Origin of the sequence: Rouxiella badensis, assembly GCF_026967515.2 — a bacterium.
Classification (GTDB): domain Bacteria; phylum Pseudomonadota; class Gammaproteobacteria; order Enterobacterales; family Enterobacteriaceae; genus Rouxiella; species Rouxiella badensis.
In genome coordinates this window covers 511598-525547 of the sequence record NZ_CP114062.1, presented here as the reverse complement: position 1 = coordinate 525547, position 13950 = coordinate 511598, and the positions used below count along the sequence as shown (strand labels likewise).

Below are 13950 nucleotides of genomic sequence, written 5' to 3'. Positions count from 1 at the left end.
ACCAACCGAATTCGTGCATTAATTCATTCCTCCGCAGGAATGCTTCTGTGTATAAACGAGGTGCACCATGGATAAAAAAATACCTAAAGCCCGTTGGTTACGCGTTATTACGCCAATATTAATCGCCTGCATTATTTCCTTCATGGACCGAGTCAATATCAGCTTTGCGATGCCAGGCGGAATGGACAGTGCCTTGGGTATTTCGTCCTCAATGGCCGGACTGGCTGCGGGTATTTTCTTTATAGGTTACCTGTTCTTACAGGTTCCTGGCGGCAGCATCGCCGTACACGGCAGCGGCAGAAAATTTATTGCCTGCTCGCTCGTTGCCTGGGCCGTTATTTCCGTGCTGACCGGACTGGTCACCAATCAATACCAGCTCCTGTTCCTGCGCTTCGCCCTGGGTGTCGCCGAAGGGGGCATGCTGCCGGTGGTGTTAACCATGGTCAGCAACTGGTTTCCTGACGCAGAGCGTGGTCGTGCCAACGCCTATGTGCTGATGTTTGCCCCGATCGGTGGAATGATTACCGCACCGTTGTCAGGTTTTATCCTCAATACCCTCGACTGGCGCTGGTTGTTTATCCTTGAAGGTCTGCTGTCGGTTGCCGTGATGCTGTTCTGGTGGTTCACCATCAGCGATCGTCCAGAAGAAGCCAAATGGCTGTCTGAGCGTGAACGTCATTATCTGATTACCGAGCTAACCCGCGAACGTGAGGCGTTGAAAGAGCTGGCACCGGTTGAGAATGCGCCGCTGAAAGAGGTATTCCGTAATAAATCTATTCTTAAACTGATTGTGATTAACTTCTTCTATCAGACCGGTATTTACGGCTATACGCTGTGGCTGCCAACGATTCTGAAAACCCTGACCGGCGGCAATATGAGCTCGGTAGGTATGCTGGCGATTATTCCTTACGTTGGCACTATGCTGGGTATTTTGGCGATGTCGCTGCTGTCAGATAAAACCGGTAAACGTAGAATGTTCATCATCCTGCCGCTGCTGGGATTCGCCGCAAGTCTGGCGTTATCGGTCGCGTTTAAGGGCAACGTTTTCGCTTCTTACTGCTTCCTGATTTGTGCCGGTTTCTTCCTGCAGGCCGCAACCAGCGCCTTCTGGACCATTCCAGGCAAAGTCACCACCCCTGAAGTTGCGGGCCGCGCAAGGGGTGTTATCAATGGATTGGGTAATCTGGGTGGCTTCTGTGGCCCGTATCTGGTGGGTGTACTGGTAAGCCTGTATGGCCAGAGCACGGCGATTTATGCCCTGGTTGCCTCGTTGCTGATTGCCGCGCTGATCACTGCCCTGCTGCCGAAAGAGTGTGATATTGCACTGGTGCCGGGGGCGAAGGCTATCGCGCTGGCGGAGCATTATGCGAGGACGCGGGCTAAGTACAAAACTAATGGGGTAGCGGCTTAAGCTTTGTTTTATTGCGCTGCGCGCGGCTGCTTCTGGGTCAAAAGCACGTGCCTTGCACGCTGGCCGCTGGCCCGAATCCACCAACCAGCTTCTAAACAAAAATCGGCAACCTTGGGGTCCAATCCATGCACGGTCTAACGGCGGAATCTTGTGTTTTTCTTTATTGCCTCGGCAACTGCTCAGGGATGATGTCTTCTCTACGGCGGATTCACATCAAAGGAAAACATGCGGCATCTCAAATGGCCGCCGTCAGAAACCGCCCTTATTCCGGGCAGGCAACCCCAAAGGCTGAACAAGGTTTTACTTAAGAGTCCATTGGCGGGTTCAGGGCACCCGCCCACTATAACTCTCTATGAGTTTACTGCCGATTCAGCAACAACCTTCGCCGGCCTGCTGGCATAAAGATAAAGCAACACCGAGGCAATAATACAAAACGCCATCGACCCAACCATCGGCCAGGCGCTGTGCGCCGGGAACATCGACAACAGCGAACCGACCAGCGCACCGGTACCGAAACGAATAGTGCCCGCCAGCGAGGCTGCGGTACCGGCCATGTGCGGGAAGTCATCCATAATCACTGCCATCGCGTTCGAGGTCACCATCGCAATGCAGCCGACGTAACCCGCCACACCGAGCACCAGTGCCCAGAAACCCAGGCCGAAGGCGCTCACAACCAGCAACCATAGCCCCATCACCAACTGAATCATCAGGCCCAAACGGAACATTTTGATAGCCCCGAGACGACGTACGTTGCGGCTGTTGAAAAAGGTCAGAATCACCAGGAACACCACGTTCAGCGCAAAATAGAAGCCGAAATGCTGAGGCGAAACGCCGTTAAGTTCGATATAAACAAACGGACCGGCGCTGAGGAACGAGAACATCCCGGCGAAGGAAAATCCGCTCGCCAACATGTAGCTCAACACACGCTTATGGCGGAACAGCGACGCAAAGTTACCCAGGCTGGTGCGCATATGAAAACGCTGCCTGCGCTCTTTGGGGAGCGTCTCTTTAATAAACACCCCGACCAGGACCGCCGCGATCAGCGCAGCAATGGCCATCGCCCAGAAGATGGCATGCCAGCTGAACCACAGCATCAGCGCGCCACCCAGCATTGGTGCGAGCAAAGGCGCGACCGTCATCACCAGCACCACGAAGGACATCATTCGCGAGAATTCGTCCTTCGTGAACATATCGCGCATCAATGCGTTTATCACTACGCTCGCCGCCGCAGCCGACAGGCCATGAAGGAAACGCATGTTCACCAGTTGATGAACGGAATCAGATAACGCGCAGGCGGCAGCGGCAATAGCAAATACCAGCACGCCCCAGAAGATAACCGGCTTGCGACCCAGACTGTCGGCCATCGGTCCATAGAACAGCTGACCGATAGCAAAACCTAATACATAAGCACTCAGCGTCATCTGCACGCTGCCCGCTGAAACGCCAAACTCTTGAGCGATCATCGGCATGCTGGGTAGATACATGTCGATAGCCAACGGCATCAACATCGACAACAATCCCAATATCAAGATTAAACCTAAATGGGATGTCCGGGTCTCTTGCACTCTTTGTAACTCCTGATTAAACGACGAGTAAAATTTTTGGTTTAACGTGGCACAACAACTGAAGCGATTTCTTCTTCGGTGAGCGGACGGTATTCGCCAGGCTCTAAATCTTCGTCCATCACAATCTCGCCAATACGTTCACGATGCAGCTCAACCACACGGTTGCCCACCGCAGCGAACATACGCTTCACCTGATGGTAACGGCCTTCACTGATTGTCAGACGCACCACGCGATCGCTCACCTGTTCCAGTACCGCAGGTTTGGTCAGTGAGTCTTCGTTATGCAGTTGAACACCGGCGGTAAACTGCTCGGCGGTATCGTCGGCCAGCGGATGCTCCAGCGTGACCAGATAGGTCTTCTCACAGTGATGCTTCGGCGAGGTGATGCGGTGCGACCACTGTCCGTCGTCGGTCATCAGCACCAGACCGGTGGTGTCAATGTCGAGACGGCCCGCAGCGTGCAGCTTGTAGGCGACCGGTTCTTCGAGGAAGTAAAGCACGGTTGGATGATCAGGGTCGTCGGTCGAACAGACGTAACCCTGTGGCTTGTTGAGCATAAAGTAACGATGACCGGTGATCTGCTCCAGCACGTTGCCGTCAAACTCAACGGACATCTCCGGGGTCAGTTTAAATGCCCCGGTCTTGACCACTTCACCGTCTACGGTAACGCGCTTTGCACGCAGTTCGCGCGCCACTAACGCACGGCTCACACCTAACTGTTGTGATAAAAACTTGTCCAATCGCATTGAATCTACTCAGCCTTTCCTGGCGAACGTTTTCTGCTCGCACTTTGATAAAACACAACACCCCGCCACCGCATAATTCTGCGACAGCAGGGTGATGAAATGGTGATATGTAATAATTTCTAAAGGTTATTATTACTTTGCGGAGGTAAAACCGGCAGCCGAGCCGCCTTTAAGAGCCGATATTATAGCGGGGCTTCTCCCGCCTTGTCGCGTCAATCTGTAAAAGTTAGCAGACTAAATTTTAACGCAACGTGATTGACCCTCGGTTCGCCTTCCGCGACGATTGTTGGCATACTGAAATCAGGTCCCTCTCCCCCACAGAACGTTTCGGAAATGTCATGCAAGCTCTCCCATTTACCCTTCGCCCCTATCAGCAAGAAGCCGTAGACGCTACGCTGCAGCATTTTCGCCAACGCGACGAGCCTGCGGTGATCGTCCTGCCAACCGGCGCAGGAAAAAGTCTGGTGATTGCCGAACTGGCCAGGGTCGCGCGGGGCCGCGTGCTAGTACTGGCGCACGTCAAGGAACTGGTCGCGCAGAACCACGCTAAATACCTCTCATACGGGCTTGAAGCCGACATTTACGCCGCAGGGCTTAACATCAAGCAGAGTCAGGGCAAGGTGGTCTTCGGTAGCGTTCAGTCGGTGGCACCTAACCTCGACAAGTTCGACAACGCGTTTTCGCTGCTGATTATCGACGAATGCCACCGTATCAGCGACGATGACAACAGCCAGTATCAGCAAATCATTGCCCACCTGCGCACCCAAAATCCGCGCCTGCGCCTTCTTGGCCTGACCGCGACCCCGTATCGGCTGGGTAAGGGCTGGATTTATCAGTATCACTATCAGGGCATGGTGCGCGGCGATGAGAAAAGCCTGTTCCGCGACTGTATCTATGAGCTGCCGCTGCGCTACATGATAAAGAATCAGTTCCTGGTGCCGCCAGAGCGCCTCGACATGCCGGTGGTACAGTACGACTTCAGCCGTCTTCAGCCTAACAGTAGCGGGCTGTTCGCCGAGGCAGACCTCAATGACGAGCTGCGTCGACAGGCGCGAATCACGCCGCACATCGTCAATCAAATCATCGACTTCGCCAAAGATAGAAGAGGCGTAATGGTTTTCTGCTCGACGGTAGAGCACGCAGGCGAGGTGTTCAAACTGCTCCCTGCCGGTGAAGCGGCATTGGTCAGCGCACAAACCACGGCACAGGACCGAGACCGGTTGATCGATGACTTCAAACAGCAACGGTTGCGCTACCTGGTAAACGTTTCGGTGCTGACCACCGGTTTTGACGCACCGCACGTTGATTTGATTGCCATTTTGCGCCCGACCGAGTCCGTGAGCCTGTATCAGCAAATCGTAGGACGCGGCCTGCGACTCGCGCCGGACAAGACCGACTGCCTGATTCTCGACTATGCCGGTAATCCGCACGACCTGTTCACGCCCGAAGTCGGCAGCCATAAACCGGCCAGTGACAACAAACCGGTGCAGGTATTTTGCCCGGCCTGCGGCTTTGCCAATATCTTCTGGGGCAAAACTACCGCCGATGGCACGATTATCGAGCACTTTGGCCGCCGCTGTCAGGGCATCCTCGAAGACGATAACGACAACCGCGAACAGTGCGACTTCCGCTTTCGCTTTAAGAGCTGCCCGCACTGCGGGGCAGAAAACGATATTGCTGCCCGCCGCTGTCATCAGTGCCAGGAAGTGCTGGTCGATCCCGATGACATGCTCAAGGCCGCGCAGAAGCTAAAAGATGCGCTGGTGCTGCGCTGCGGCGGCATGAATCTGGAGAGCGGTAAAGACGATAAAGGCGAGTGGCTGAAAATCACCTACTACGACGAGGACGGCGCGAGCGCCAGCGAACGTTATCGCCTGCAAACCCCGGCGCAGCGCACGGCTTTTTTACACAACTTTATGCGCCCGCATCAGCGCGCACCGGGCATTGAGCTGGTGTGGCACACCGCGGCCGATATCATCGCCCAGCAGTCGCTGCTCCGACATCCCGATTTTGTTGTCGCAAGGATGAAAGGCCGGTTCTGGCAAATTCGCGAGAAAATCTTCGATTATCAGGGCCGTTTCCGCCGCGCCTACGAGCTGCGGGGCTAGCGGTTTAAGGCATGATCAGGGATTAATCATTTGCTGTACGGGCAATACTTCGGTAACATACCGCCCGCTTTCGCCATGCGCGAAGCGAAGATCTATCACCTGTTGCTGGGTCGCCTGTAACAGTAATTTTCTTTTAAGAGAAAAATCATGACTACTATTAATGCACAAGTACGTACTGCGCAGGGTAAGGGTGCGAGCCGCCGCCTGCGCGCAGCAAACAAATTCCCAGCTATCGTTTACGGTGGCTCTGCTGAACCTATCTCTATCGAGTTGGAACATGACTCTGTAAAGAACCAGGAACTGAAAGCGGAATTTTACAGCGAAGTAATTACTCTGGTTATCGACGGTAAAGAAACCAAAGTTAAAGTTCAAGCTGTACAGCGTCACCCGTTCAAGCCAAAACTGGCTCACATCGACTTCGTTCGCGTTTAATCGCTAACTGAGTAGATGCGCATAGGGACGCCTAAGCGAGAACAATAAAAAACGCCGCATTATGCGGCGTTTTTTATTGGCTGAAATCTGGGGGGTTTAGCTGTTACCGCTGCCTGAGCGGCGCTGCAGCTGGTCGCGCAGATTTGGCGGTGTCCCTTTGATAGTCAGCGTATCGGTTGCCGGATCCCAGAAAATACGTTCTCCCATCAGCAGCGCGTCGAAGTTGATGCTCAACCCGCCACCGCTGCCGGCAAACTTCGTTAACTGACGCAGCGTGCTGCGGTCCGCCGGAAAACTCTCTTCCAGCTCGTAACCCTGTTCGGTCGAAAACTGCTTGAAGTCCTTATCGCCTAAAGGCGGTAATTCCTGCGCCAGCTCCTGCAAGGCAATCTCTTCGCCCGCCTGCAGCTGGTCGTTGCAGTAGGTATACACCTGCTGACGATAGTTTTGACGCTCGTTTTTATCGAGCTGAGCTTCTGCACAATAATCATCAACCGCCTGCAACAGCCCACGGTTCTGTGCCTTAGTGTCCAGCCCTTCCGATGCGCCCAGGAAATCCATGAAGAAATCCGAGACTTTGCGTCCAACTCTGCCTTTGAGGAAGGTCAGATAACGGGTGGATTCCGGGTTAGTTTCCCACTCGGTCAAATCGATACGCGCCACAATGTCGGCGTGATTGATATCCAGATAATGAATGCTGCTGACGTCAAGCTGCTCATTCACGCGCATGCTGCTGCGGCTGGTCAATACGGCGACCAGCAGATACTCGACCGCCAGAAAACGGTAGTGGCAAAACAGCACCACGCCGCCTTCGGCAAAGGGATACTTCGCCAGCTCGTCGCGCAGACGACCGGTTGCCGCACGACTGAACCCCAGAAAGTCTTCGTCACCCTTGCGGCATGTGCGCAGTGCGGCAGCCAGCTCGCTCTCTTCGTTAAACAGACCATAAGCCTTGCTCTTGGCGCTGTAAACGCGATGCAGCTCGGCCATCATCTCCTCTACCGCCGCATTCGGGGTTAAAAGGGTATCGCGCAGCACAACATCCAGCGTTTGCTCGTCGCGTTTGTTCAACTGGTGCAGAGCAATCTGCTCGATATCCAGACTCATGTGACTTTCTCCTGTTCGTTTAGGGGGTTCCCCTGCGCCGCGTATTCCAACACCGAAGACCGCTATCTGCAAGCGTTAACCCGCGTCCCTGAAATCTCTGCTAACATGCTCAAACAATAACCCAGCGTTATTAGCATTATAAAAATGCGGAAACTCGTGGCGCGATAAGTTAAGATATTGGACTTTGTAAAGCTTTGAGCACAATTATCTATGCCACAATCATCTCGCTACAGTGACGAACAAGTTGAACAGCTCCTTTCCGAGCTGGCCACCGTTCTGGAAAAACACCGCGCCCCAACCGATCTGTCTCTGATGGTTCTGGGCAACATGGTGACCAATCTTATCAATACCAGCGTCGCTCCCGCTCAGCGCAAAGTTCTGGGACGCTCGTTTGCCGATGCCTTACAGGCATCAATAAGAGAAGATAAAGCCCATTAATTCATCATTTAAAAGTTAGCCAATCCTCTTATGGTGACAAATAGCCCGCGCTATCGCGAAAAAGTATCCCAGATGGTTAGCTGGGGACACTGGTTCGCCCTCTTCAATATTCTGCTTAGTCTCGGACTCGGTAGCCGCTACCTATTTGTTTCTGACTGGCCCTCCTCACTTGAAGGCAGGATTTATGCGCTGGTCAGTTGGCTAGGTCATTTTAGCTTTGTCGGTTTCTCCGTTTACCTGCTGATTATTTTCCCACTGACCTTCGTGGTAATGTCGCAGCGTTTACTGCGCTTCCTCTCCGCCATTCTCGCCACGACCGGGCTGACCCTGCTGCTGGTGGATACCGAGGTGTTTACCCGTTTCCATCTGCATATCAATCCGGTAGTGTGGGAACTGGTGGTGAACCCCGGCCAGGCTGAACTGGCGCGTGACTGGCAGCTGATGTTCATCTGCGTACCGGTCATTTTCCTGGTCGAGATGTTATTTGGTACCTGGGCCTGGCAGAAGCTGCGCAGCCTTAACCGACGAAGCTTTGCCAAGCCTTTGGTCGTGCTGTTTATCTGCTGCTTCTTTGCGTCGCATCTAATGTATATCTGGGCTGATGCCAACTTCTATCGCCCGATTACCATGCAGCGCTCAAACCTGCCGCTGTCCTACCCAATGACCGCGCGCAAGTTCCTCGAAAAGCACGGTTTGCTTGACGCTCAGGCGTACCAGCAGCGCCTTATCGAACAGGGTGACCCCGAGGCTATCTCGGTCGAATATCCGCTTAATAACATCAGTTTCCGCGATAAAGGCAGCAACTATAACCTGCTGATGATCGTGGTAAACGGCTTAAACGCCAACACAACGGCCAAATACATGCCAGAGCTGAACCGATTTGCGAGTCAGAACGTGAACTTTACGCATCATTTCAGCTCAGGCAGTCAAGATGATACCGGCCTGTTTGGCCTGTTTTATGGGATCTCGCCGACCTATCTCGAAGGGATTATCACCTCGCGTAAACCGTCGGCGCTGATGAATGCCCTCACCCAGCAGAACTATGAGTTTGGCCTGTTTGCCTCTGATAACTTCAACAGTCCGTTATACCGTCAGGCACTGCTCTCCGACTTCTCGCTGCCAGCCGCGGTGCGTCAAACCGATCCACAGACCACCCAACAGTGGCAACAGTGGCTGGCGACGCGCGGGGCACGTCCGTGGTTCTCCTATGTGAGCTTTAATGGCACCTCTGATGCAAACCTGCCGAATAAAGAAGGCAAGCAACCTACCGTCGCGACTATCAATCGTCGTTATCAGCAGGGTGCGGCAGAAGTTGACGGACAGATAGCGGAGGTCCTTAAGAGTCTTCAGGACAAAGGCGTGCTGGATAAAACCGTGGTTGTTATTACCGGTTCACGCGGCGTGGATCTGACCAGTCAGCAAAATCAGATGGACGCCGAGCAGATTCAGGTTCCGCTGGTGATCCACTGGCCAAATACTCCGGCTCAAACAGTCAGCAAGCTTACCGCCCACGAAGACGTGATGACTACGTTGATGCAGCGCCTGCTGCACGTGAGCACCTCGCCGTCAGATTATTCACAGGGCGAAGACCTGTTTGCTGCACGACGCAATAACAACTGGGTATCAAGCACCAGCGATGGTGCACTGGTGATTACCACACCGACGCAGACTATCCGTCTCGATAACAACGGTAATTACCGTGCCTACGACAGCCAAGGCAACGAGCTTAAAGATCAGAAGCCGGAACTGGGCCTTCTGCTTCAGGTATTGACCGATCAAAAACGCTTCGTGGCGAACTAACTGCTTAAAATTGAAGCAGTCGTGAGCGTAGCATATTGATTTCAAAGTCGGGATGAGTAGACTGTTTGTACAGCGTCGGCATGTAGCGCAGCCTGGTAGCGCACCGTCATGGGGTGTCGGGGGTCGGAGGTTCAAATCCTCTCATGCCGACCAAACATTCCCTTAAAAACCAACCTCCTGGGGTTGGTTTTTTTATGCCTGAAATTTGTGTGGTGTAAAACTGGTGTAAAACCCACTTTCAAAATACCGAGCAATCATCTTGTTCAATCATGTTGGCGTCATTGATGATGTACATCACGACTCTCCATACGGTCGTCGCGCTTCTCATCGACCCGTTGAACTCACAACTCAAAGCTGCCTGTCATGCCTGCTTAAAATCAGTCTTACGTAAGATAGATTCCGTTTTCCAAGCGGCCCCTCTACTAAGACGGCGCAAACAAGGTACTGTTTTGTTTTAACAAACAATTGTCTCGCAGGGCGAGGGAGATATTGATAAATCTTTTCAGAACGGGGCGGCTACGCCACGGCGCCAGTAACCGACAGAGCCATATTAAGGATAAGTTAGCACCCCGATGCGCAAGCGCATGAAAAACTCTATTAATCGTAATCTTAATAAAAAATATATGAAAAAATTAAGTATGTTGAACGTTCAGTTATGGCGAGTAATGGATAATACCCGGAGAAATATTAAGCGTAGAAACCGAGGCTCTTGTAAGTATCCCCTCAAAATGCTCCATTTCCTTTTAGATATCTGCCGACATAGTCTCTCGGTTTCAAGAATCTAGAGCTTACTTATGCCCCCCTTTTTCAATCACAATTACTGCGTCCTTTTCTAGAGTTATTCCGGTAGTTTATCATTCAGGTTTGATAATATTTATCTATGGAAGCGATCCTAATTCCGACCCAAATTTCGATCTATTCATTAAAGCTCATAAACGTATCAATGCTCAACTGTTTAGGGTTAACTACCTATCTATTAAAAGTTTTTTAGATATTAAAAGGAATTAAAATGCATATATTAAGGCACTTTCGAACGTTGTTATATCTCCCTTTATTATTCCTCTCTGCCTGTACGACGCAAATCAAGAATGCGCAGAATGAAGCTTCTCTTCAGGCCCTACCTGCGCCAATGAGTGTCAATTGTCCCGCAGGCTGCCCGGCAGGAGGCAGTATTCAGACTATTACCCGCGAAGCTTATACATTGAACAACAATCCCGACACGAAGTTTGCCAACTGGGTCGCCTATACGATAACCAAAACTAGCCAGGCAAGCCGTCGACCCCGTAACTGGAAACGCGATCCTGCTCTGCCCGAATCCGATACTCTTTCTCCCACCGCATATACAGGCGCCAACGGTGCACTCGCCGTAGACCTGGGCCATCAGGCACCATTGGCCAGCCTGGGCGGTACGGCTGATTGGCAGTCATTGAACTATTTGTCGAATATCACGCCCCAAAAATCAGCACTCAATCGAGGCCCATGGGCGAGGCTAGAAGATAAAGAGCGCGCTTTGGTCAATCAGGACGAGGGCACTGACGTTCACTCCGTTACCGGCCCGTTGTTTGAGACAGCTATAGCTGTTTTACCTGCGGCATCTGCAGTGCAGATCCCAAGCGGTTACTGGAAAGTAATCTTCATTGGCTCTGGGCCGGACAAGGGAAAATACGCCGCGTTTCTGATGAATCAAAGCGTTTCCAGGACAGCCAACTTTTGTGATTATCAGGTCACTGTCGAACAGATTGAGGCGAAAACCAATCCCCATCTGAATATTTGGTCTTCCCTGCCCTCAGATATTGCCATTGAGGTCAAGGCAATGAAAGGAACACTGGCTAAAGACTCTATGGGGTGTCAGTAATAAATACATTCTGGCAGGCATTAAAGGTGCTGTAAGTATCAAGCTAAATCAACCTTGACTGATAACCTAATTAATTTTTGGTCTGCTAGTGACATTTTAACGATGCGAATAGCCGGAAAAAACGTTGGGCGTGAAAACGCGCTGAGGGCCGCTGTATGCGTATTATTCCATGTAGCGCCATCATCGTAAGGAGCCACCCCGCTAGGCACAACTAGTGCAATATAATGCTCCAACCATCTGATCTAATATTATAAAATATTTTGTCAATCAGTTGGTTGTAGTTCTCCTTTCTGAATTTTCTCCAGACGGTCGATCATCATTTTATTATCATCTGAAGGGCCAAAACGTCCATTATGCTACTTCACCTTATCTGAGCCAGCTCGGTCAATCTTTGCCATTGTCCTGTCAGGGTGCTCGGAAAACGGACGACATCCCACGTTAAGCCTTTTAGACAAGTAAGTGTTGACGGGGAGCTTCGTGCCAAGAGCGGATTGTAGGTCGGATTAATACAATTAGCGCAATTCTTTTGAGAAACAGACCGCTTCTGTCCTACCTATGTAGGGGCCGTAATTCTCGATGCGTATATATCCATATTTCTCGTAGAAATTTACAGCCCGCTTGTTGATGTGTCGAGTTTCCAGTCTGAGTTCGCTATATCCCATCTCTTTCGCAGATGTTTCCAGAAAAGCAAGTAAAGCTCTCCCAACCCCCGGCACACTTCGGTCTGAGAACATTCTTTTAAGCTCGGCTATGTTTTGCGTTAACGGCCGAATCGCTCCGCATCCTATTACATCGCCATGAGCATTCTTTGCCAATGCCCATAAGGCTTTGTCATCATACATTGCTTCAACGGCGAAATTGCTTTTACCGTTATCACCCGTAATAGCGGCAAGTTCTGCTGACAGCATTTCGATTAAGCGATGGGATTCTGAAGAAAATGGATCTGACTTCTCTACGGTTATCATGTTCATATCCTGCAAAATGAATGTGACCAGCATAAAGTATCCTACCAAGTAAAGCATCAGCCTGAAACAATTGACGGAATAACAGCGTTCACACACTATCGCAGGGATGTTATGTCCGCTGTTCGCTCAAAGCTGCAGGGGCGAGGGGCAGCGAGGTGCCAGTAGCGGACGTTACTAACGCAACGGTGAGTTAAAAATATGGGGAGCTGTTCATTCCTTTAAAGGGACAGGTATCGCAATAAATAAACGGGTGTATTGGATCGCCAGTTGAAGCCTGAAGATGTCCCTCCCTCAGGATGGGCTTCGGCCAAAGGGTTTGTCGCCAGATAGCGTAAAACTATCTAAACTATATTTTTTATTGCGTCTTTAAATTTAGAGAAAATAACGTATTCCAGAACAATGACGATGATAGTGGCGAGTTCTTCTATTGGCATTGCCACCCCTGACCATACTGACAAGTTATAAAAAATGTAAAACGAAACGCTTATAAACAGGGTATGAGAGTAGTATATAAACATTGAAAAGTTTCTTTCTTTTCCTGAAAATATTTCAACATCATTTCTCTTAAGGCAAACAATGAAAATTGCCAAAGCTAACAATGGTGAGGATACCAGCATATCAGAAGATGTAATGAACTGGTTACCGCAACTCTTTATGACATGCGTCCAAAACAATGACTCGAGCGCAGTTAAAATTAAGGGAACTATCACTAAAATCTTTAAATTTATTTTTACTTTATGGACTAAATCTTCACTTTTTGCCAAAATAAAGCCAAGAAAAAAGTTAGGGATCCCAAAGAAAATGCCGTTCCTGTAGAAAAAAATATTGGGGTTATCTCTCAAAATAAACAGCCAGTTAAGAACAACGCCAGTTAACCAAAGCATTATTATAATAAATACCGTTAATTTAATATGCCTGACTATTTTTTCTTTTACTATGAGGCAAACCAGTGCAGATAATAGTAATGCAGGTATATACCATAGATGGGCAACCCCGGTTATCTCTCCCCTTATGATTAAATATATTTTCCTAAGAGCTGATTCATTTTGCAATTTTAAAATTGGAGTTAGCGTGTAGAAATAAATTACAGACCATATTATGTACATTTTTATTATGTGGCTAAACCATCTCTTGGCATTTCCGTTATTAATTGTTCTTAAGAAAAGATAGCCACTGACTATAAAGAAAAATGGAACGGCAACTCTAAACAAACCATTTTTAAAAAAACCTGATAAATAATCGTTATATTTAGTATTTAATAAAAAACCGTGCATAAGAACAACCGTAACGGCGAATATTAGTTTTGCACTATCGATGGTTTTATTTTTCATTAGATGGCTCGCCTATTTTTTTTATAATTATCTCTTTTCTCGGCGAAAAAATTAAAAACAAGAAACTATAAAAGAATAAATTATTAGTTAGTTTTGTTTTATAACTATGGGATAGGTCATCCCCTTAGTTTGGGGAAAAGTTTTTTATTAGGTTAAGTTTTTGACAAGATATTTTATACCCACAAATTAAGA

11 protein-coding genes and 1 tRNA gene are annotated in these 13950 nt (G+C 49.9%); 7 read left to right on the top strand and 5 right to left on the bottom strand.

Features of this window, described 5'->3' with window-relative positions; all coding sequences use genetic code 11:
* The first annotated feature begins 67 nt into the window (after positions 1-67).
* A complete protein-coding gene (locus tag O1V65_RS02610) occupies positions 68-1411 on the top strand; it encodes an MFS transporter (protein WP_269130133.1) in 1344 nt (447 codons plus the stop codon).
* A 350-nt stretch (positions 1412-1761) separates the two neighbouring features.
* Here O1V65_RS02610 and O1V65_RS02605 read toward each other — a convergent pair whose 3' ends face one another.
* Positions 1762-2976: a Bcr/CflA family multidrug efflux MFS transporter gene (locus tag O1V65_RS02605; protein ID WP_026110581.1), complete on the bottom strand. Its 1215-nt coding sequence runs from the start codon at positions 2974-2976 to the stop codon at positions 1762-1764.
* Between the two features lie 41 nt (positions 2977-3017).
* A complete protein-coding gene (rsuA, locus tag O1V65_RS02600) occupies positions 3018-3722 on the bottom strand; it encodes a 16S rRNA pseudouridine(516) synthase RsuA (RefSeq protein WP_017492270.1) in 705 nt (234 codons plus the stop codon).
* A 338-nt stretch (positions 3723-4060) separates the two neighbouring features.
* On the opposite strand from rsuA, the gene radD reads away from it, so the two are divergent.
* Together radD and rplY are read left to right on the top strand one after the other, a co-directional pair.
* On the top strand, positions 4061-5830 hold the full coding sequence (radD, locus tag O1V65_RS02595) for a DNA repair helicase RadD (RefSeq protein ID WP_269130132.1): 1770 nt from the start codon (positions 4061-4063) through the stop codon (positions 5828-5830).
* 147 nt (positions 5831-5977) lie between these two features.
* Positions 5978-6262, top strand: a complete 285-nt coding sequence (gene rplY, locus O1V65_RS02590) for a 50S ribosomal protein L25 (RefSeq protein ID WP_017492272.1) — start codon at positions 5978-5980, stop codon at positions 6260-6262.
* A 96-nt stretch (positions 6263-6358) separates the two neighbouring features.
* Here the strand turns inward: rplY and yejK are convergent, their stop codons facing one another.
* Positions 6359-7369 carry a nucleoid-associated protein YejK gene (gene yejK, locus O1V65_RS02585; protein WP_017492805.1) on the bottom strand — a complete coding sequence of 337 codons (1011 nt, stop codon included), beginning with the start codon at positions 7367-7369 and terminating at the stop codon, positions 6359-6361.
* A 210-nt stretch (positions 7370-7579) separates the two neighbouring features.
* Here yejK and O1V65_RS02580 point away from each other — a divergent pair, with 210 nt between their 5' ends.
* The 4 genes from O1V65_RS02580 (at position 7580) to O1V65_RS02565 (ending at position 11462) form a co-directional block, all read left to right on the top strand.
* Entirely contained in the window at positions 7580-7807 is a 228-nt protein-coding gene (locus tag O1V65_RS02580; RefSeq protein WP_017492806.1) for a YejL family protein, read from the top strand.
* A gap of 30 nt (positions 7808-7837) precedes the next feature.
* Entirely contained in the window at positions 7838-9607 is a 1770-nt protein-coding gene (gene yejM / locus O1V65_RS02575; RefSeq protein WP_084912301.1) for an LPS biosynthesis-modulating metalloenzyme YejM, read from the top strand.
* 76 nt (positions 9608-9683) lie between these two features.
* Positions 9684-9760, top strand: a tRNA-Pro gene (locus O1V65_RS02570).
* Positions 9761-10616: 856 nt separating this feature from the next.
* A complete protein-coding gene (locus O1V65_RS02565) occupies positions 10617-11462 on the top strand; it encodes a DNA/RNA non-specific endonuclease (protein ID WP_017492808.1) in 846 nt (281 codons plus the stop codon).
* A gap of 512 nt (positions 11463-11974) precedes the next feature.
* On the opposite strand, the gene O1V65_RS02560 is transcribed toward O1V65_RS02565, so the two are convergent.
* Positions 11975-12460 (bottom strand): GNAT family N-acetyltransferase, encoded by a 486-nt coding sequence (locus O1V65_RS02560; protein WP_017492809.1) that lies wholly within the window; start codon positions 12458-12460, stop codon positions 11975-11977.
* A 308-nt stretch (positions 12461-12768) separates the two neighbouring features.
* On the bottom strand, positions 12769-13758 hold the full coding sequence (locus O1V65_RS02555) for an acyltransferase family protein (protein ID WP_165428944.1): 990 nt from the start codon (positions 13756-13758) through the stop codon (positions 12769-12771).
* Positions 13759-13950: the final 192 nt, after the last annotated feature.

Coding starts and splice junctions, on each gene's coding strand:
- O1V65_RS02610 (WP_269130133.1), top strand. CDS start 68: ATGGATAAAAAAATACCTAAAGCCCGTTGGTTACGCGTTATTACGCCA.
- rsuA (WP_017492270.1), bottom strand. CDS start 3,722: ATGCGATTGGACAAGTTTTTATCACAACAGTTAGGTGTGAGCCGTGCG.
- radD (WP_269130132.1), top strand. CDS start 4,061: ATGCAAGCTCTCCCATTTACCCTTCGCCCCTATCAGCAAGAAGCCGTA.
- rplY (WP_017492272.1), top strand. CDS start 5,978: ATGACTACTATTAATGCACAAGTACGTACTGCGCAGGGTAAGGGTGCG.
- yejK (WP_017492805.1), bottom strand. CDS start 7,369: ATGAGTCTGGATATCGAGCAGATTGCTCTGCACCAGTTGAACAAACGC.
- O1V65_RS02580 (WP_017492806.1), top strand. CDS start 7,580: ATGCCACAATCATCTCGCTACAGTGACGAACAAGTTGAACAGCTCCTT.
- yejM (WP_084912301.1), top strand. CDS start 7,838: ATGGTGACAAATAGCCCGCGCTATCGCGAAAAAGTATCCCAGATGGTT.
- O1V65_RS02565 (WP_017492808.1), top strand. CDS start 10,617: ATGCATATATTAAGGCACTTTCGAACGTTGTTATATCTCCCTTTATTA.
- O1V65_RS02560 (WP_017492809.1), bottom strand. CDS start 12,460: ATGCTGGTCACATTCATTTTGCAGGATATGAACATGATAACCGTAGAG.
- O1V65_RS02555 (WP_165428944.1), bottom strand. CDS start 13,758: ATGAAAAATAAAACCATCGATAGTGCAAAACTAATATTCGCCGTTACG.